This is a genomic window from Enterobacter cloacae, assembly GCF_013375935.1.
Taxonomy (GTDB): Bacteria; Pseudomonadota; Gammaproteobacteria; order Enterobacterales; family Enterobacteriaceae; genus Enterobacter; species Enterobacter pasteurii.
Genome location: NZ_CP056117.1, coordinates 4,023,140 through 4,041,527, shown reverse-complemented (window position 1 = coordinate 4,041,527; position 18,388 = coordinate 4,023,140). Strand labels below are relative to the sequence as shown.

Below are 18,388 nucleotides of genomic sequence, written 5' to 3'. Positions count from 1 at the left end.
TAATGATTTTTATTTAATTTATTTCAGCGAATTTGAATGTTTTTCCGCAATGTATTTCAATTGCTTCGTTCAATAAATTTGAGGGGCTGATTTTTAAAAAAAAGGAAGTTAAATAAACTTAAGGGAGTGTCAGTAAACGTCAGCGAGGGTTTTCAGAAGAAGACAATATAAATGACATCGATAATCGCCAGCAGCGACCAGAGAAGAAGGTAGAGCATGAAATGCTCGCGGATGTTATTGATAAGGTAATTTACCAGTCTGCGCATAACGCCTCTGTAGCTAAACAGGCTCCGCTTATTCGGAGCCTGGGGAGGTATTATCGGTCAAAGCGCGAGAGCGCGAAGGGTTTCAGATCAAAATGAGGCGAAATACCCTGGGCGAACTGGGCGGCGATTTCCCCCAACACCGAGGCAAATTTAAACCCGTGACCGCTAAGCCCGGTTACGATCAGGGTGTTGTCGTGTCCGGGCAGGGTGTCGATGATAAAGTCTTCATCTGGCGTATTGTCATAGGTGCACGCCGCGCCATACAGCAGGCCGCCTACGCCCGGCAGGATGTTGCGCAGGAACATAAAGGCTTCGGAGCCATCCTGCGGATAAGCCCCGAACGGCTTGCGCTCTTCAGGAGAGGTGATGATTTGTCCGCCGTTGTGTTTGCCGATCTTGAGCGCGTCTTTTTCGGAAGGGAAACCGTAGAACTGATCGCCGTTGGGTAACTCGCCGGTGAACGCCGGGAATTTATTCTGGCTGCTGTAGCGTCCATCAGACTGGAACCAGGAGAAGACCTTGCGTACCGGCTGGACGGGCAGGTCCGGCAGCAGCTTCGTTACCCACGTTCCCGCACTCACCAGCAGGCGCGTCGCAGTATACTCGCCGTCAGGTGTGGTGACCGTAGCACCCCCGGCATGGTGACTGATGGCCGTAACCGGGCAATTAAACAGCTGCGCGCAGCCCGCCCTGGCGGCTAAATCAATCCAGGTTTTAATGGCCGTTTCGCAGTGCAGTACGCCAGAGTTGGCCTCAAACAAACCAATGTAATCGTCAGGAACGGAAATTTCCGGCCAGCGCGCCATTATGCCGTTCGCGTCCAGACGCTCGACGTCCAGGTGGAAAGCTTTTGCGCTCTCTTCGACGGTGGACAGAAACGCCGAGTCGGCTGGCCCGAGATTGATAATCCCGGTGCGCTCAAATATGCGCTCCTCGGTCTGCGCGGCAAGCTCGTCCCACAGCGTTTGCGCACGAAGCACAAGCGGTACGTAACGTTCACCCTCACCATAAGCGTGACGGATCAGGCGGGTATCGCCGTGATGGCTTCCTTCTGAATGCGGGGGAAGGTGCGCGTCGATCATCAGCACATTCAGGCCGGCCTGCGTGGCGTAATAGCCGGCGGCAGATCCTACGGAGCCGCTTCCAATAATGATTAAATCGTAAGTCATAGGCTTCTCTTCACTAACGCTTTGTTAGCAGAGTAATTAACTGTGCGGGCTTATACAAGAACGAAATAAATAAGGCACCGCGAGGGTGCCTGTGGAGTGAAAATGCGGGCATGAGATTAATGCCGTTTATACTCATTTTCCTGATAGTCGCCAGATTCTATTTTTGCAATGCCTGCTTCCAAAATAGAGATAAACTGACGGGCGACGTCTGTTGTAAGCCACAGCGTCTGTCCAACTTCCGCTTCGTCACGGTTTAGCTGATTCGGGGTCTGGTAGTGCAAACGCAGCATCAGCGCGTCGTAGCTGTCTACGGTGCTGATATCCCAGCCAACAAGCGGATGGGTCTGGATGACTTCACTATTCTTTTCCATTATAACCCCCTTAATGCGTGTTAGAAGACAACGACTTTGAGGTTCAATGCATGTTTTTCTGAAGCATTTTCAGTATACCAATTAATAAGGGTTCCGCAGGAAAAATTAAATGGGTAGCAACACATTTTTATGGTTTTTAGGATTGTTCGAACAATAAAACGCCATCTTGTTCACGATTTTCTAAGAAGATGCTGAAATATTTTGAACTTTCGGGAAGCGAAACGAAAAAAAGCCGGGGCGACCCGGCAAAAAAACACAATGAGGGAGCAAATTTTAATCCGTGATGAACCAGTCGTCGGCGCTTTCCCAGGTTTCCTGCAAAATTTCGCTGATGCGTTCTTTGTCTTCTTTCGCTCCGCCGATGACGGAGAGATGGTTTGCCGTTGCATAACGTACCGTTACGGCGCCACCGTTTTCAGGAAATGTGCTGTTAATACGTCGGGATAACTCACCCGCCAGGGCGTCAAGCGCGCCAGCAGGCAGAACGTTGGTTTTGGCAATCGTGACTTCAATACGCATAAATGCCCCCTGTGCAATGTACTGTGTATTTATACAGTTATCTAAGCGGTTTGACAACAGGGGGCGTGGTTTTTTTAGCGTTTGACCGACCAGCTTACGGTTTCACCTGCCAGGAATGGGATCAGCGTATCATCGGTGAGTGCGATAGATTCTTCGACCTGGCTTTCCTTACGCTCCAGTTCAATGAAGGTGTCATTGACCGGCAGCCCATAGAAGCGCGGGCCGTTGAGGGAGCAGAACGCTTCAAAATGCGCTAACGCATTCATCTCTTCAAACACGGTTGCGTAGCTTGCGAGCGCGGTTGGCGCGTTGAAGCAACCCGCACAGCCGCAGCTTGCCTCTTTACGATGGCGGGCGTGCGGGGCGGAGTCGGTGCCCAGGAAGGCGCGGGAGAAGCCGCTGGCGACCAGCTCACGCAGCGCCTGCTGGTGGATATTACGCTTGAGGATCGGCAGGCAGTACAGGTGTGGACGCACGCCGCCCACCAGCATGTGGTTACGGTTAAACATTAGGTGCTGAGGGGTTATGGTGGCAGCGATCAGCTCGTTACCGTCGCGGACGTACTCCGCGGCATCTTTCGTCGTGATGTGCTCAAACACCACCTTCAGTGCCGGAAGACGCTGGCGCAGAGGCTCCATCACCGTTTCGATAAAACGCGCTTCGCGATCGAAAATGTCAATTTCTGCGTGAGTCACTTCCCCGTGCACCAGCAGCGGCATTCCCAGCTTTTGCATACGCTCCAGCACGGGCATGATGGCGTCGATGCTGGTCACCCCGTGGCTGGAGTTGGTGGTGGCATTGGCGGGGTAGAGCTTAGCGGCGGTGAACACGCCTTCGTTAAAGCCGCGCTCGACCTCATTCGGATCCAGAGAGTCCGTCAGGTAGCAGGTCATCAGCGGGGTGAAATCGTGTCCGGCCGGAACGGCGTCAAGGATGCGCTGGCGGTAGGCGACAGCGGCATCGACGGTAGTGACTGGCGGAACCAGGTTGGGCATTACAATCGCGCGGCCATAGATTTCGCTGGTATAAGGCACAACGGTTTTCAGCATATCGCCATCGCGCAGATGGATATGCCAGTCGTCAGGGCGGCGGATTTTGAGAACCTGGGATTGTACAGTCATGGAAGCTCCGGCTTGAAAGGGATCAGTCATAAGATGGCTGTTTTTGCCGGACACAAATCATAAGCGTAAACGTTTTCGTTTGCACACTTTTCCGTAAAAAAAAGGGCGCCTGAGCGCCCTGTGCGGTTAGTCGGTGAACGGTATGATAATCTCTCCCGGTTTAACCTCTATCCCTTTGGCATATTTTTTCGCCAGCGATTCGCCTTTGCTCTTTTCTTCGCTCAGGACATAGGCAGGCTGCTGGTTAAAGTAGTTCTGCAACGACTGGTTAAGGTAAGGCATCAGCGTTTGCAGCACCGGTTTCATTTTCTCCGGCGTCACAACCGCATCGACGATTTCCATCTCCTGCAGGAAAATCGCCCCTTTCTCTTTATTGAAGACCGGCAGCGCCTTGAGCTTCAGTTTAATATCTGCTTTCTGATTGCCGAAGAGCGAGGTCATGTCCAGGCTGGCATCGCCGGAAAGGGTAACCTTGTTTGGCTCTTCGCGCCCGATCTGGCTGGCGAGATTCGTCAGGACGATATGCGCATCCGCAAGGCCGGGCACGCCGATATCTTTTGAAAAGTTATTATGTTTTTCCAGCGCCTGATTAATTTCCTGCTCACTGACGGTGTACTGCGTAAGCTGGTTACATCCCACCAGCAGCCCGCTGACAATTAACGCAGCGGCAATAACGATCTTTTTCATGGCGTTCCTCAACATAAAATCGGCGCATCTGTCCTGATACGCCAGTATGTCAGGGTGATCCCGCAGAAACCAGCAGAAAAAACCGATAGTGAAGGGCGCAGAATAGTCCCCGCGGAAGGTCAGGCGCCAGGCTCCAGCATGCCGCGCGTGCTGCGTTTATCGCTGAACTGCCACCAGAGGGCAACAAGCGTCATAAAGCCGACCATGCCGAGCATTACCCACGGCAGCTCCGGCTGGTGGAGCGCTTTTCCGGCATCGAACAGCCAGCCGCCACCGGTGTAGCCCAGCGCACCGCCAAGGGCCAGTCCGAGGCGGCTGAACCCCATGTAGCTGCCGCGGGCACGGGCGTCGGCAAGTGACGCGCTCAGCGTTTCACGCGCCGGCTCGGCAATGATGGAGCCGATGTAGAACGTGCAGATCAGCATAAACAGCTGCTGAAGCGAGCTCACCAGACCGATGGGCATCATGCTCAGCGTCATCAGTAAAAGCCCGGCCATCAGGCGGTGCTCGAGCCGGAAACGACGCTCGCTCCAGCGGGCAATCGGGTAAAGCAGGGTCAGAGACAGGCAGGCCTCAATGGCATACATCCATTTCACCGCCGCCGGCGTGCCTGCAATATCATTAACCATAATCGGCAGCATCAGCATGACCTGCACGGCGAGCATATAGTAGCCGGTGAGCGTCAGAACATACGTCACGAAGCGTTTATCGCTCAGCACGCGGTCAAGCCCTTCACGCACCGGCGCTTTGACCGTCGACAGCTTCCACGCCGGAAGATACAGGCCGTTAAACAGGGCGCAGAGCATAAATAAGACCGCTCCGGTGGCGCAGACTAGGCGGAAATCGTATTGCAGAAGCCAGCTTCCCAGCAGAGCGCCCACGACGGCGCCCGCGCTGTCCTGCATCATCAAAATTGAGAAAAACCTTCCCCGGTGCTGCGGACGGATGAGCTTGACCACCAGCGCGGTACGCGGTGGATCGAAAAGGGTGCCGCCAATCCCGGAAAGGAAGCAGGAGAACCACAGCAGCCACGGCTCATGGGCGATAGCCATGGTGGCAAAGCCCGCCGCGCGTAACAGCATGCCGGTGACGATCATCGGTTTTGCGCCAAAGCGATCGGCAATGGCGCCGCCGAACACGCCCAGTCCCTGCTGAACAAACTGGCGCAAGCCCAGGGCAATACCGACCATCAGCGCCGCCCAGCCCATTTGATCGACAAAGCGGATCGATATCAGCGGAAAAACGACAAAAAAGCCGAGCACGACCAGCATGTTATCGACGAGCAGGAAATATTTACCCAGGCTCCTGGCCTGTGATACGCGGGACATTTTCCCTCCAGGGAAAATAAAAGGTGAGCACGCTAACATTCTGCGTTGTCGCCGGGCTTTTTCCCATACCTCAAGGCGACAATATTTTTTTATCAAAAGGGTGCTTTGATAGAGAGTTCTCATCGAAAAATGCAAAAAGCGATAAAAATGGTATGTCACTGTTTTCACAGAAGGCACGGGCGCAGGTATAGTAAAGCTAACAGGCAGAGCAGAAGCGACGGGAAGGAGTGGTATCGATGTTTGGCTATCGCAGTAATGTGCCGAAAGTGCGTCTGACAACGGACAGGCTGGTCGTTCGTCTGGTGCATGAGCGTGATGCCTGGCGTCTGGCGGATTATTACGCCGAGAATCGCCAGTTTTTAAAACCCTGGGAACCCGTTCGGGACGAGAGCCACTGCTACCCCTCCGGCTGGCAGGCGCGCCTCAGCATGATTGCGGAATTTCATAAACAGGGAAGCGCGTTTTACTTCGCGCTTCTCGATCCGGAAGAGAAAGAGATCGTTGGTATCGCCAATTTTTCAAACGTGGTGCGCGGATCGTTTCATGCCTGCTACCTCGGATACTCCATTGGCCAGAAATGGCAGGGGCAGGGGCTTATGTTTGAGGCGCTGACGGCGGCGATTCGCTATATGCAGCGTACGCAACATATTCATCGCATCATGGCGAACTACATGCCGCACAACAAGCGCAGCGGCGATCTGCTGGCCCGCCTGGGGTTTGAAAAAGAGGGCTATGCCAAAGATTATCTGCTGATTGACGGCGAGTGGCGGGACCATGTTCTTACCGCGCTCACCACGCAGGACTGGACCGCGGGTCGTTAAGGAGAAAAAATGAAATATCGTTTAAATGGCACCGAAGCGCGCGTGATCGGCTGCCTGCTGGAAAAACAGGTCACGACGCCGGAACAGTATCCTCTTTCCGTCAATGCCGTTACGATGGCCTGCAATCAAAAGACGAACCGTGAGCCGGTCATGAACCTCGCCGAACACGAGGTGCAGGACACGCTCGACGAGCTGGTGAAACGCCATTATCTGCGCACCGTCAGCGGCTTCGGTAATCGCGTCACCAAGTACGAACAGCGCTTCTGCAATTCTGAATTTGGCGATCTAAAATTCAGCGCCGCAGAAGTGGCGGCGATCGCCACGCTGCTGCTGCGCGGGGCGCAGACGCCGGGCGAGCTGCGCACTCGCGCCTCCCGCATGCATGAGTTTCGTGACATGCAGGAGGTTGAACAGACGCTGGACGGGCTGGCTTCCCGTGACGACGGCCCTTACGTGGTGCGCCTGGCCCGCGAGCCGGGCAAGCGTGAAAGCCGCTATATGCATCTGTTCAGCGGCGACGTGGACACCTCCGCGCTGGCCGTTGGAGCCAGCACGCCTGCGGCAAACGACAGCCTGGCTGCCCGCGTGGAAGCGCTGGAGGACGAGGTTGCCGGGCTGAAACAGCGTCTGGATGCTTTACTCGCTCATCTGGGAGATTAATCGTGACGACATTACGCATTGGTGTTGTGGGCCTGGGCGGGATTGCGCAAAAAGCCTGGCTGCCGGTTTTAGGCGCAGCGTCGGACTGGACGCTGCAGGGGGCGTGGTCGCCCACTCGCGAAAAGGCAGAGCGTATCTGCGAAACCTGGCGCATCCCTTATGCGGGTTCGCTGCAGGATTTAGCCCGAGAATGCGATGCGGTATTTGTACATACTTCGACCGCGACGCATTACCAGGTCGTGAGCGAGCTGCTGAACGCGGGCGTTCACGTCTGCGTGGATAAGCCGCTGGCGGAAAACGTGCAGGATGCTGAAAGGCTGATAGATCTGGCCGCGCGTAAAAACCTGACGCTTATGGTCGGTTTCAACCGCCGCTTCGCGCCTCTCTACCAGCAGCTTAAGGCGCAGTCAGGGTCCTTTGCCTCGCTGCGAATGGACAAGCACCGTACCGACAGCGTTGGCCCGAACGATCTGCGCTTCACGCTGCTGGATGACTATCTGCACGTGGTGGATACGGCGCTGTGGCTGAGCAACGGCAATGCGCAACTGCAAAGCGGCACGTTGCTCACCAACGAGCAGGGAGAGATGGTTTACGCCGAACATCATTTTGCCGTTGAGCATTTGCAGGTGACGACCAGTATGCACCGCCGTGCGGGCAGCCAGCGCGAGTCCGTGCAGGCCGTAACGGATGGCGCGCTGTATGACGTAACCGATATGCGAGAGTGGCGGGAAGAGAAGGGCAAGGGCGTGGTCACGTTACCCGTTCCCGGCTGGCAGAGCACGCTGGAGCAGCGGGGCTTCGTCGGCTGCGCGCGTCACTTCATCACCTGCGTGCAAAATCAGACGGTTCCTGAAACGTCCGGAGAGCAGGCGATTCTGGCGCAACGCATCGTAGAACGACTCTGGCGCGAAGCGATGTCGGAATAACCCGCTGTAACATCTGCCGATAGTAATTCGTTTAAATCGCGGTAGACTAAGCGCTTCTTCAACGCCTGCTTTGCAGGCGTTTTGCCGTATGGTTGTGGAACTTCACGTTAATGAACTTATTAAAATCGCTGGCGGCCGTCAGCTCGATGACCATGTTTTCCCGCGTGCTTGGCTTTGCGCGCGACGCCATTGTGGCCAGGGTTTTTGGCGCAGGGATGGCGACTGACGCCTTTTTCGTCGCGTTTAAGCTGCCGAACCTGCTGCGCCGCATCTTTGCCGAAGGGGCGTTCTCGCAGGCATTTGTCCCGATCCTCGCGGAATATAAAAGCAAGCAGGGCGAAGATGCCACCCGCGTGTTTGTTGCCTACGTCTCCGGCCTGCTGACGCTGGCGCTGGCGATCGTTACCGTGCTGGGGATGCTGGCCGCCCCCTGGGTGATCATGGTGACGGCGCCGGGTTTTGCCGACACGGCGGATAAATTTGCCCTGACCACGCAGCTGCTGCGTATCACGTTTCCCTATATTCTGCTGATATCGCTGGCGTCGCTGGTGGGGGCGATCCTGAATACCTGGAACCGCTTCTCCGTTCCGGCGTTTGCCCCCACGTTCCTTAACGTCAGCATGATCGGCTTTGCCCTGTTTGCCGCGCCGCATTTTAACCCACCGGTGCTGGCGCTGGCCTGGGCCGTGACCGTTGGCGGCGTGCTGCAGCTTGCTTACCAGCTTCCGCACCTGAAAAAGATCGGCATGCTGGTCCTGCCGCGCATTAATTTCAAAGATGCTGGCGCAATGCGCGTAATCAAACAGATGGGGCCGGCGATACTCGGGGTGTCCGTCAGCCAGATCTCGCTCATCATCAATACCATCTTTGCCTCTTTCCTGGTGTCGGGCTCGGTCTCCTGGATGTACTACGCTGACCGTCTGATGGAGTTTCCGTCCGGCGTGCTGGGCGTGGCGCTGGGGACCATTCTGCTGCCGTCGCTGTCGAAAAGTTTTGCCAGCGGCAATCACGATGAATATTGCCGCCTGATGGACTGGGGTCTGCGTCTCTGTTTCCTGCTGGCCTTGCCCAGCGCGGTGGCGCTGGGGATCCTGGCGAAACCGCTGACGGTATCGCTGTTCCAGTACGGAAAGTTCACCGCTTTTGATGCGGCCATGACGCAGCGGGCGCTTATCGCCTACTCGGTGGGTTTGATGGGGCTGATTGTGGTTAAGGTGCTGGCACCGGGCTTTTACTCCCGTCAGGACATCAAAACGCCGGTTAAGATTGCCATTGTGACGCTGATTATGACGCAGCTGATGAACCTGGCGTTTATCGGTCCCCTGAAGCATGCGGGTTTGTCATTGTCGATTGGCCTGGCAGCCTGCCTGAACGCCGGGCTGCTGTACTGGCAGCTGCGCAAGCAGGATATCTTTACGCCGCAGCCTGGCTGGGCACGTTTTCTGCTGCGTCTGGTGATCGCGGTACTGGTGATGGCGGCAGCGCTGGCTGGCATGCTGTACGTGATGCCCGACTGGGCGCAGGGCACCATGCCTTACCGTCTGATGCGCCTGATGGCCGTGGTGGCCGTGGGCGTGGTGGCCTACTTTGCCACGCTGGCGGTGCTCGGCTTCAAGGTAAAAGAGTTTACCCGCCGCACGGTATAAACGACAAAAGGGGAGTTCACCGGACGGTGCTCCCCGCTTCATGACCTGCCGCTATCGCGTCAAATCGAAATCTTTTTCCCGCCCGTAATGCGTGCCGTGGCTGCCTGGCCATCCGCACCGTACAGCCCTGGCTCTTTATGGGGCTTTAACACCTCAAGCGCCTGCTGGTTCCGGATAATCTGACCTTCCAGCAGCCAGCCGTTGTGCTGGTTGAGATCGCGCAGATGCTGGGTTTTTTCTGTAATGGTCTGCCAGCGTTCATTCATCTCGTCATTGGCGCTGCGTTTCTGATCCTGCTCAGCGCGACGCTGTTTTTCGAGATAATCCAGCGTCGCCAGAAGCGAGCTTTTGTCTTCAGTAATGCGTTGCAACGCGCTGCCGTTGATTTGACCAGAAGAGAGATGCTGCTGTTCTGCGTCCATCACGGTTTTCAGATCGTTCAGGACCACCGTCATCTGATCCAGTATTTCTGACAGTCGACTCATACGATTAGTTACTCTGCAGGAAACTCTGGGCGTCCTGAATCAGCGCATCAGCAATTTTGCTGGTATCCATTTTCAGTTCACCGTTACGGATGGCCGTTTTCAGGGCTTCAACGCGTTCCATGTTGATATCGCTGCTGCCTGGCTGCATCAGCTTCGACTGGGCATCGCTCAGGGTGACGCTGGTGCTGTTAGCCGTCGAGGTTTTTTCCAGACGCGTTTTCTGCGCTGGCGTGTCATTCGTTTCGCGAGGTTGTACAGTGCTAACCGGCTTCAGGGCTGATGTACGATCAATGCTCATAGTGTTGTCCTCATCGAGGGTTCGCGGCGTTGGCGCCTGACATCATCATTTGTTGAATATTTATCGGCAGTCGCCGCGAAATCTTTAAAAAGATTACAGGTTAATCAGAATATTCCCATCAGGACCGACGGTGCCGCTGACCACCTGGCCTGAGGACATTCTGACCCGCGCGTTTTGCGCCACGGCGGCATTGTTCAGTGCCTTCCCCTCGCTGTTGATGCTAAAGCCCTCTCCGTTGGCAACCACCATCACCTGTTGACCGGCTTTTACCCGCCACGCCTGGCGCAGCATAGAGAGCTGTATCGCCTGTCCCGGCGCGACGTCGCGCAGGCTGACGGCCTCCTGCGCCTGGTTAATATCGAGCATGGTGCGTGGCGGAAGCTGATCCAGCCTGCCTCGCTTCAGCGTCACGCTCTCTGGCTGCAACAGGCTGCCTCTGGGAATGGGGACCGCGGCGACAACATAATTGCCCGTCGCCTGAACCGCAACCTGTAAATAGCGCTTTTCGTTGGCGCAGCGCGCCAGCACGTTCACGTTGCCCCACAGCTTTGTGCTGCCGGTAACGCTGAACGACGGTGCCTCACAGGTTGGATAAAGATTGGATGGAGTACGCACCGTCACGCGAACGTCATCGCTAAAACCGGCCAGCTTCTGTGCAAAGAAGGCGTTGAGCTGTTCTTCTACGCCCCCAGCCTGCACGAGGGGGCTTACAAGCAGCAGGGTTGCCGCCAGGCCACGTTTTAAAGTCTGCATCGCATGTCCCACCATTTCCAGAATTAACCAAATTCTACCCGCAGCGGTTTTGCATCAACGCAACAAATAGCGACGCATTTTGCGCTTATTCCGTCGATAAGGGAGACGCCCTGAGATTTAAGCTGTGAACTGAAATTTTGCCATCAGCGGAGGAGACATGCTCGATAAACTCGACGCCGCGTTACGTTTTCAGCAGGAAGCGCTCAACTTACGCGCCCAGCGGCAGGAGATTTTAGCCGCCAATATCGCTAACGCGGATACCCCCGGGTATCAGGCGCGCGATATTGATTTTTCCAGTGAACTCAAAAAAGTGATGGAGCGTGGACGTGCCGAAGGAACGGGTGTCGCACTTGCCCTGACGTCTTCACGTCATATTCCCGCTCAGGCGATGACCGCGCCACCAACCGACCTGCTTTACCGTATTCCCGATCAGCCCTCGCTTGACGGTAACACCGTCGACATGGACCGGGAGCGTACACAGTTTGCCGATAACAGCCTGCAATACCAGACAGGCCTGACGCTGCTCGGCGGACAAATCAAAGGCATGATGACCGTCCTGCAGGGGGGCAACTAGTAAATGGCCTTGCTGAATATTTTTGATATCGCCGGTTCGGCGCTAACGGCGCAGTCCCAGCGGCTGAACGTGGCCGCCAGTAACCTTGCCAACGCCGACAGCGTAACCGGGCCGGACGGACAGCCGTACCGCGCGAAGCAGGTGGTCTTTCAGGTCAATGCCGCACCGGGTGCGGCAACGGGCGGCGTGAAGGTGGCGGAGGTGGTTGAGAGCCAGGCGCCTGACAAGCTGGTTTACGAGCCGGGCAACCCGCTCGCGGATGCCAGCGGTTACGTGAAAATGCCGAACGTGGATGTGGTCGGGGAGATGGTGAACTCCATGTCCGCGTCCCGCAGCTACCAGGCAAACGTCGAAGTGCTTAATACCGTGAAGAGCATGATGCTCAAAACACTCACTCTCGGCCAGTAAAGGAGACACGCATGTCCATCGCCGTAAACGTGAATGACCCGACAAATACGGGCGTCAACAGCGCCAGAAGCGCCACCGGTTCCAGCTCCCTCACGGGAAGTAATGCCTCCGATTTACAGAGCAGCTTTTTGACCCTGCTGGTGGCGCAGCTGAAGAACCAGGACCCTACCAACCCGATGCAGAACAACGAACTGACCACGCAGCTTGCGCAGATCAGTACCGTCAGCGGCATCGAGAAGCTGAACACCACGCTCGGCTCTGTTTCCGGACAAATCGACAACAGCCAGTCCCTGCAGGCCGCCAACCTGATCGGCCACGGGGTGATGATCCCGGGCACCACTATTCTGGCTGGCACCAGCACCACCGATGGCACGTCCACCACCACCACCACGCCGTTTGGCGTTGAGTTGCAGCAGCCGGCAGACAAGGTCACCGCCACCATCAAAGACGCCAGCGGTAACGTGGTGCGCACGATTGAGATTGGCGAGCTGAAGGCGGGCGTCCATACCTTTACCTGGGACGGCAGCCTGACCGACGGTACCAAAGCGCCTAATGGATCGTATCAGGTGGCGATTAGCGCCAGCAGCGGTACCACCCAGCTGGTGGCTCAGCCGCTGCAGTTTGCGCTGGTTCAGGGCGTCATCCGGGGTAGCGACGGTAACAAACTGGATTTGGGTACCTCCGGTACCACCACGCTCGACGAAGTTCGGCAGATTATCTAAGCCTTAATACTTATCAGGAGTAAGTCATGGCCTTTTCTCAAGCGGTCAGCGGCCTGAATGCTGCGGCCACCAACCTGGACGTCATTGGCAACAACATCGCCAACTCCGCGACCTATGGTTTTAAATCCGGTACTGCGTCTTTCGCAGACATGTTTGCAGGCTCTAAGGTGGGCCTGGGCGTGAAGGTCGCGGGCATCACCCAGGACTTCACCGACGGCACGACCACCAACACCGGTCGCGGTCTGGACGTTGCCATCAGCCAGAACGGTTTCTTCCGCATGGTGGATGCTAACGGTTCCGTGTTCTACAGCCGTAACGGCCAGTTCAAGCTGGACGAAAACCGTAACCTGGTGAACATGCAGGGGCTTCAGTTAACCGGTTATCCGGTTGCGGGTACGCCGCCAACGGTGCAAACCGGTGCGAACCCGCAGGCGATTTCCATTCCAACGACGCTGATGGCGGCGAAATCCACCACCACGGCTTCTCAGCAGATCAACCTCAACTCCACCGATACCGCGCCAACCGTCGCCTTCGACCCGGCCAACCCTGACTCTTACAACAAGAAAGGCACCGTGACGGTGTTTGACAGCCAGGGTAATGCCCACAACATGAACCTGTTCTACGTTAAGAACGCAACGCCGGCCAACTCGTGGAAAGTCTTTTCCCGGGACGGCAGCGTGGCGGGCGGCGCGATAACGGAAGAGACCACGCTGACCTTTAACGAGAGCGGCGTGCTGACGGGCGGCGGAAACGTCAATATCACGACGGGTACCGTTCCGGGAGCAACGCCGGCCACGTTTGCCATGAGCTTCGCTAACTCCATGCAGCAAAACACCGGCGCGAACAACATCGTGGCGACTAACCAGAACGGCTACAAGCCGGGCGATCTGGTGAGCTACCAGATTAACGATGACGGCACCGTTGTGGGTAACTATTCAAACGAACAGACCCAGGTGCTGGGCCAGATCGTGCTGGCAAACTTCGCCAATAACGAAGGTCTGAAGTCTGAAGGGAATAACGTCTGGTCTGCCACCCAGTCCTCCGGCGTTGCCCTGCTGGGTACCGCGGGTTCCGGTAACTTCGGCACGCTGACCAACGGCGCGCTGGAAGCCTCCAACGTCGATCTGAGTAAAGAGCTGGTGAACATGATCGTCGCGCAACGTAACTACCAGTCCAATGCGCAGACCATCAAAACCCAGGATCAGATCCTCAACACGCTGGTTAACCTGCGTTAAGCAGCTGACGGGAAAGCGCAATGGATCACGCAATATATACAGCGATGGGCGCGGCAAGCCAGACGCTCAATCAGCAGGCTGTTACCGCCAGCAACCTGGCGAACGCCTCAACGCCTGGCTTTCGTGCCCAGCTTAACGCCCTGCGCGCGGTGCCGGTAGAAGGTCTGACGCTGCCGACGCGTACGCTGGTGACCGCCTCCACGCCGGGCGCCGACATGACGCCGGGTCAGATGGATTACACCGCGCGTCCGCTGGACGTTGCCCTTCAGCAGGACGGCTGGCTGGCGGTGCAGACGCCTGACGGCGGGGAAGGTTATACCCGTAACGGCAATATTCAGGTGAGCGCCACCGGACAGCTGACGATTCAGGGTCATCCGGTTATGGGCGAAGCGGGACCGCTGACGGTGCCCGAAGGGTCAGAGCTGACCATTGCGGCAGACGGGACGATCTCGGCGTTAAATCCGGGCGACCCGGCCAACACCGTTGCGCCCGTTGGTCGCCTCAAGCTGGTGAAAGCGGAAGGCAATGAAGTGCAGCGTGGCGATGACGGGATGTTCCGTCTGACCCAGGCGGCCCAGGCCGCCCGCGGTGCGACGTTACAGGCCGACCCGACCATCCGCGTGATGTCCGGCGTGCTGGAAGGTAGTAACGTCAAACCGGTAGAAGCCATGACCGACATGATCGCCAGCGCCCGCCGCTTTGAAATGCAGATGAAGATCATCAGCAGCGTCAATGAAAACGCGGGCAAGGCTAACCAACTTCTGGCTATCAGCTAACAGGACTCATTATGATCAGTTCTTTATGGATCGCGAAAACCGGTCTGGACGCCCAGCAAACCAACATGGATGTGATTGCCAACAACCTGGCAAACGTCAGCACCAACGGTTTCAAGCGCCAGCGTGCGGTTTTCGAAGATTTGCTTTACCAAACGATTCGTCAGCCGGGGGCGCAGTCATCCGAGCAAACCACGCTGCCGTCCGGTCTGCAAATCGGTACCGGCGTGCGCCCGGTTGCCACCGAGCGTCTGCACAGCCAGGGTAACCTGTCCCAGACCAACAACAGTAAAGACGTTGCTATTAAAGGCCAGGGCTTCTTCCAGGTCCAGCTGCCGGACGGCACCTCTGCCTACACGCGCGATGGCTCCTTCCAGGTGGATCAGAACGGTCAGCTGGTGACGGCGGGCGGTTTCCAGGTTCAGCCTGCAATCACCATTCCGGCGAACGCCCTGAGCATTACCATTGGTCGTGACGGCATCGTGAGCGTGACTCAGCAGGGCCAGGCGGCACCGGTTCAGGTTGGCCAGCTCAACCTGACGACCTTCATGAACGATACCGGCCTCGAAAGCATCGGCGAGAACCTCTACACCGAAACGCAATCCTCCGGTACGCCAAATGAAAGTACTCCGGGCCTGAACGGTGCGGGGCTGCTGTACCAGGGGTATGTAGAAACCTCGAACGTCAACGTGGCGGAAGAGCTGGTGAATATGATCCAGGTTCAGCGCGCGTATGAAATTAACAGTAAAGCAGTGTCGACGACCGACCAGATGCTGCAAAAACTGACGCAACTCTAAGGCGTAGCCCGGTGCGGTAAACGCCGCACCGGCTCCCTGTTTTCGAAGATGAAGGCAATGCAAAAAAACGCGGCGTTTCGTTATCCGATACTGACAGTTCTGGCCGTCACCCTCAGCGGGTGTGCCTGGATCCCGTCTAAACCATTGGTTCAGGGTGCGACTACCGCCCAACCCGTTCCCGGCCCCGCGCCGGTGGTGAACGGCTCCATTTTCCAGACCGCGCAGCCGATTAACTACGGCTATCAGCCGCTGTTTGAAGACCGTCGTCCGCGTAACGTTGGCGATACGCTGACCATTGTGCTGCAGGAAAACGTCAGCGCGAGCAAGAGCTCGTCGGCGAACGCCAGCCGCGACGGCAAAACCAATTTTGGCTTCGACACCGTACCGCGCTATCTGCAGGGTCTGTTCGGCAACGCCCGTGCGGACGTGGAAGCTTCTGGCGGCAACACCTTCAACGGTAAAGGCGGGGCGAACGCCAGCAATACCTTCAGCGGCACGCTGACGGTAACGGTTGACCAGGTTCTGGTGAACGGCAACCTGCACGTGGTGGGTGAGAAACAGATCGCCATTAACCAGGGCACGGAATTCATTCGCTTCTCCGGTGTGGTTAACCCTCGTACCATCAGCGGCACCAACACCGTACCGTCCACCCAGGTGGCGGATGCGCGCATTGAATACGTCGGCAACGGCTATATCAACGAGGCGCAAAATATGGGCTGGCTGCAGCGCTTCTTCCTTAACCTATCGCCGATGTAAGCGAGGTGACCTATGTATAAATTTCTCTTCGCCGTGGCGCTGTCGCTGGCTGCAGCCGTTGCCCAGGCCGACCGCATTCGCGATCTCACCAGCGTCCAGGGCGTGCGTGAAAACTCCCTGATTGGCTATGGCCTGGTGGTGGGGCTTGACGGTACCGGTGACCAGACGACCCAGACGCCGTTCACCACCCAGAGCCTGAACAACATGCTCTCCCAGCTCGGTATTACCGTACCGGCCGGGACCAATATGCAGTTGAAAAACGTGGCGGCGGTGATGGTGACCGCGTCTTATCCGGCCTTTGCGCGCCAGGGCCAGACCATTGACGTGGTGGTCTCGTCTATGGGTAACGCCAAAAGCCTGCGCGGCGGCACGCTGCTGATGACCCCGCTGAAGGGCGTCGACAGCCAGGTGTACGCCCTGGCGCAGGGCAATATTCTGGTTGGCGGGGCAGGCGCGTCGGCGGGCGGCAGCAGCGTGCAGGTGAACCAGCTGAACGGTGGACGCATTACCAACGGCGCGATCATTGAACGCGAACTGCCGACCCAGTTCGGCACCGGCAACACCATTAACCTGCAGCTCAATACGGAAGACTTCACGATGGCGCAGCAGATCGCTGACACCATCAACCGCAGCCGCGGCTACGGCAGCGCCACCGCGCTGGATGCCCGCACCGTGCAGATCCGTACCTCTACAGGCAGCAGTAACCAGGTGCGAATGCTGGCCGATATCCAGAATATGGAAGTGAACGTACCGCTTCAGGACGCGAAAGTGATCATCAACTCCCGTACCGGCTCGGTGGTCATGAACCGTGAAGTGACGCTGGACAGCTGTGCCGTCGCGCAGGGTAACCTCTCCGTGACGGTTAACCGTTCCGCCAACGTCAGCCAGCCCGATACGCCGTTCGGCGGCGGCCAGACCGTGGTGACGCCGCAAACGCAGATTGATTTACGTCAGAGCGGCGGTTCGCTGCAGAGCGTGCGCTCCAGCGCCAACCTGAACAGCGTGGTGCGTGCCCTGAACGCGCTGGGTGCAACGCCAATGGATCTGATGTCCATCCTGCAATCCATGCAAAGCGCAGGCTGCCTGCGCGCCAAACTGGAAATCATCTAAATGCTGACCGATAGCAAACTGTTGACCAGTGCCGCCTGGGATGCCCAGTCGCTCAACGAGCTGAAAACCAAAGCAGGCCAGGATCCGGCGGCGAATATCCGCCCGGTCGCCCGCCAGGTGGAAGGCATGTTCGTGCAGATGATGCTGAAAAGCATGCGTGAAACGCTGCCGAAAGACGGCATGTTCAGCAGCGACTCCACGCGGCTTTACACCAGCATGTACGATCAGCAGATTGCCCAGCAGATGACCGCCGGTAAGGGGCTCGGCCTGGCGGACATGATTGTTAAGCAGACCGCAGCGGCGCAGGGGCTTCCGCCAGAGGAGGCCCCACAGCAGGTGCCGCTGAAGTTCGATCTGGAAAAGGTGACCAGTTATCAGAATCAGGCGCTGACGCAGATGGTGCGTAAGGCGATGCCGAAGCCGGCAGAGGCGCGTGGCGAACCGCTCTCCGGAGACAGCAAAGATTTTCTGGCGCAGCTTTCGCTGCCCGCCCGTCTCGCCAGCGAGGAGAGCGGCGTGCCGCATCACCTGATCCTGGCGCAGGCGGCGCTGGAGTCCGGCTGGGGGCAGCGGCAAATCCGCAGGGAAAACGGCGAGCCGAGCTTTAACATCTTTGGCGTGAAGGCCTCCTCAAGCTGGAAGGGGCCGACCACGGAAATCACCACCACCGAATATGAAAACGGTACGGCAGTGAAGGTGAAGGCCAAATTCCGCGTCTACAGCTCGTATCTGGAAGCCTTGTCGGATTATGTCGGGCTGCTGAGCCGAAATCCGCGCTATACCGCCGTGACGCAAGCGGCCACGCCGGAGCAGGGCGCACAGGCGTTGCAGAATGCCGGATACGCCACCGATCCTAACTATGCCCGCAAGCTGACCAGCATGATCCAGCAGCTGAAATCCATGTCCGAAAAGGTCAGCAAAGCCTATAGCGCCGATCTCGAAAATCTGTTCTGAAAGTTCTCA

23 protein-coding genes are annotated in these 18,388 nt (G+C 57.2%); 13 read left to right on the top strand and 10 right to left on the bottom strand.

The window, feature by feature from the left end; translation table 11 throughout:
• Window positions 1-152 precede the first annotated feature (152 nt).
• From HWQ14_RS19005 to mdtH, 7 genes are all read right to left on the bottom strand, one after another.
• Window positions 153-266: a DUF2770 family protein gene (locus HWQ14_RS19005; protein WP_148421764.1), complete on the bottom strand. Its 114-nt coding sequence runs from the start codon at window positions 264-266 to the stop codon at window positions 153-155.
• A 50-nt stretch (window positions 267-316) separates the two neighbouring features.
• Window positions 317-1,435 (bottom strand): N-methyl-L-tryptophan oxidase, encoded by a 1,119-nt coding sequence (solA, locus tag HWQ14_RS19000; protein ID WP_176610641.1) that lies wholly within the window; start codon window positions 1,433-1,435, stop codon window positions 317-319.
• Between the two features lie 116 nt (window positions 1,436-1,551).
• Window positions 1,552-1,806: a biofilm formation regulator BssS gene (gene bssS / locus HWQ14_RS18995; protein ID WP_003858012.1), complete on the bottom strand. Its 255-nt coding sequence runs from the start codon at window positions 1,804-1,806 to the stop codon at window positions 1,552-1,554.
• Between the two features lie 273 nt (window positions 1,807-2,079).
• Window positions 2,080-2,325 (bottom strand): DNA damage-inducible protein I, encoded by a 246-nt coding sequence (gene dinI / locus HWQ14_RS18990; protein ID WP_176610640.1) that lies wholly within the window; start codon window positions 2,323-2,325, stop codon window positions 2,080-2,082.
• A gap of 74 nt (window positions 2,326-2,399) precedes the next feature.
• Entirely contained in the window at window positions 2,400-3,446 is a 1,047-nt protein-coding gene (gene pyrC, locus HWQ14_RS18985) for a dihydroorotase (RefSeq protein ID WP_176610639.1), read from the bottom strand.
• 126 nt (window positions 3,447-3,572) lie between these two features.
• Window positions 3,573-4,133, bottom strand: a complete 561-nt coding sequence (locus HWQ14_RS18980) for a lipoprotein (protein ID WP_176610638.1) — start codon at window positions 4,131-4,133, stop codon at window positions 3,573-3,575.
• Between the two features lie 119 nt (window positions 4,134-4,252).
• Window positions 4,253-5,461, bottom strand: coding sequence for a multidrug efflux MFS transporter MdtH (gene mdtH, locus HWQ14_RS18975; RefSeq protein ID WP_148421760.1), 1,209 nt, complete (start codon window positions 5,459-5,461; stop codon window positions 4,253-4,255).
• Between the two features lie 236 nt (window positions 5,462-5,697).
• Here mdtH and rimJ point away from each other — a divergent pair, with 236 nt between their 5' ends.
• The 4 genes from rimJ (at window position 5,698) to murJ (ending at window position 9,514) form a co-directional block, all read left to right on the top strand.
• On the top strand, window positions 5,698-6,282 hold the full coding sequence (gene rimJ, locus HWQ14_RS18970; RefSeq protein ID WP_047353553.1) for a ribosomal protein S5-alanine N-acetyltransferase: 585 nt from the start codon (window positions 5,698-5,700) through the stop codon (window positions 6,280-6,282).
• A gap of 9 nt (window positions 6,283-6,291) precedes the next feature.
• Window positions 6,292-6,942 carry a YceH family protein gene (locus HWQ14_RS18965; RefSeq protein ID WP_176610637.1) on the top strand — a complete coding sequence of 217 codons (651 nt, stop codon included), beginning with the start codon at window positions 6,292-6,294 and terminating at the stop codon, window positions 6,940-6,942.
• A 2-nt stretch (window positions 6,943-6,944) separates the two neighbouring features.
• Window positions 6,945-7,868, top strand: coding sequence for a Gfo/Idh/MocA family protein (locus HWQ14_RS18960; RefSeq protein ID WP_148421758.1), 924 nt, complete (start codon window positions 6,945-6,947; stop codon window positions 7,866-7,868).
• A 110-nt stretch (window positions 7,869-7,978) separates the two neighbouring features.
• On the top strand, window positions 7,979-9,514 hold the full coding sequence (gene murJ, locus HWQ14_RS18955) for a murein biosynthesis integral membrane protein MurJ (RefSeq protein WP_148421757.1): 1,536 nt from the start codon (window positions 7,979-7,981) through the stop codon (window positions 9,512-9,514).
• A gap of 59 nt (window positions 9,515-9,573) precedes the next feature.
• On the opposite strand, the gene flgN is transcribed toward murJ, so the two are convergent.
• The 3 genes from flgN to flgA form a co-directional block, all read right to left on the bottom strand.
• Complete coding sequence (gene flgN, locus HWQ14_RS18950) at window positions 9,574-9,999, bottom strand: flagella biosynthesis chaperone FlgN (RefSeq protein WP_176610636.1); 426 nt, start codon at window positions 9,997-9,999, stop codon at window positions 9,574-9,576.
• A 4-nt stretch (window positions 10,000-10,003) separates the two neighbouring features.
• Entirely contained in the window at window positions 10,004-10,297 is a 294-nt protein-coding gene (flgM, locus tag HWQ14_RS18945) for a flagellar biosynthesis anti-sigma factor FlgM (protein ID WP_148421755.1), read from the bottom strand.
• Between the two features lie 93 nt (window positions 10,298-10,390).
• Window positions 10,391-11,050, bottom strand: a complete 660-nt coding sequence (gene flgA, locus HWQ14_RS18940; protein WP_148421754.1) for a flagellar basal body P-ring formation chaperone FlgA — start codon at window positions 11,048-11,050, stop codon at window positions 10,391-10,393.
• A 157-nt stretch (window positions 11,051-11,207) separates the two neighbouring features.
• Between flgA and flgB the strand changes: the two genes are divergently transcribed.
• The 9 genes from flgB to flgJ are packed head-to-tail and all read left to right on the top strand — an operon-like array spanning window position 11,208 to window position 18,379.
• Window positions 11,208-11,624 (top strand): flagellar basal body rod protein FlgB, encoded by a 417-nt coding sequence (flgB, locus tag HWQ14_RS18935; RefSeq protein ID WP_148421753.1) that lies wholly within the window; start codon window positions 11,208-11,210, stop codon window positions 11,622-11,624.
• Between the two features lie 3 nt (window positions 11,625-11,627).
• On the top strand, window positions 11,628-12,032 hold the full coding sequence (gene flgC, locus HWQ14_RS18930; protein ID WP_148421752.1) for a flagellar basal body rod protein FlgC: 405 nt from the start codon (window positions 11,628-11,630) through the stop codon (window positions 12,030-12,032).
• Window positions 12,033-12,043: 11 nt separating this feature from the next.
• Window positions 12,044-12,754 (top strand): flagellar hook assembly protein FlgD, encoded by a 711-nt coding sequence (flgD, locus tag HWQ14_RS18925; protein ID WP_148421751.1) that lies wholly within the window; start codon window positions 12,044-12,046, stop codon window positions 12,752-12,754.
• Between the two features lie 26 nt (window positions 12,755-12,780).
• Complete coding sequence (gene flgE / locus HWQ14_RS18920) at window positions 12,781-13,989, top strand: flagellar hook protein FlgE (RefSeq protein ID WP_176610635.1); 1,209 nt, start codon at window positions 12,781-12,783, stop codon at window positions 13,987-13,989.
• A 20-nt stretch (window positions 13,990-14,009) separates the two neighbouring features.
• Window positions 14,010-14,765 carry a flagellar basal body rod protein FlgF gene (locus HWQ14_RS18915; RefSeq protein ID WP_148421749.1) on the top strand — a complete coding sequence of 252 codons (756 nt, stop codon included), beginning with the start codon at window positions 14,010-14,012 and terminating at the stop codon, window positions 14,763-14,765.
• A gap of 11 nt (window positions 14,766-14,776) precedes the next feature.
• A complete protein-coding gene (gene flgG, locus HWQ14_RS18910; RefSeq protein WP_000625853.1) occupies window positions 14,777-15,559 on the top strand; it encodes a flagellar basal-body rod protein FlgG in 783 nt (260 codons plus the stop codon).
• Window positions 15,560-15,616: 57 nt separating this feature from the next.
• The gene (gene flgH, locus HWQ14_RS18905; RefSeq protein WP_003857987.1) at window positions 15,617-16,315 is read left to right on the top strand and encodes a flagellar basal body L-ring protein FlgH; all 699 of its coding nucleotides are present in this window, start codon (window positions 15,617-15,619) and stop codon (window positions 16,313-16,315) included.
• Between the two features lie 12 nt (window positions 16,316-16,327).
• Window positions 16,328-17,425: a flagellar basal body P-ring protein FlgI gene (locus HWQ14_RS18900; RefSeq protein WP_148421748.1), complete on the top strand. Its 1,098-nt coding sequence runs from the start codon at window positions 16,328-16,330 to the stop codon at window positions 17,423-17,425.
• A complete protein-coding gene (gene flgJ / locus HWQ14_RS18895) occupies window positions 17,426-18,379 on the top strand; it encodes a flagellar assembly peptidoglycan hydrolase FlgJ (RefSeq protein ID WP_148421747.1) in 954 nt (317 codons plus the stop codon).
• Window positions 18,380-18,388: the final 9 nt, after the last annotated feature.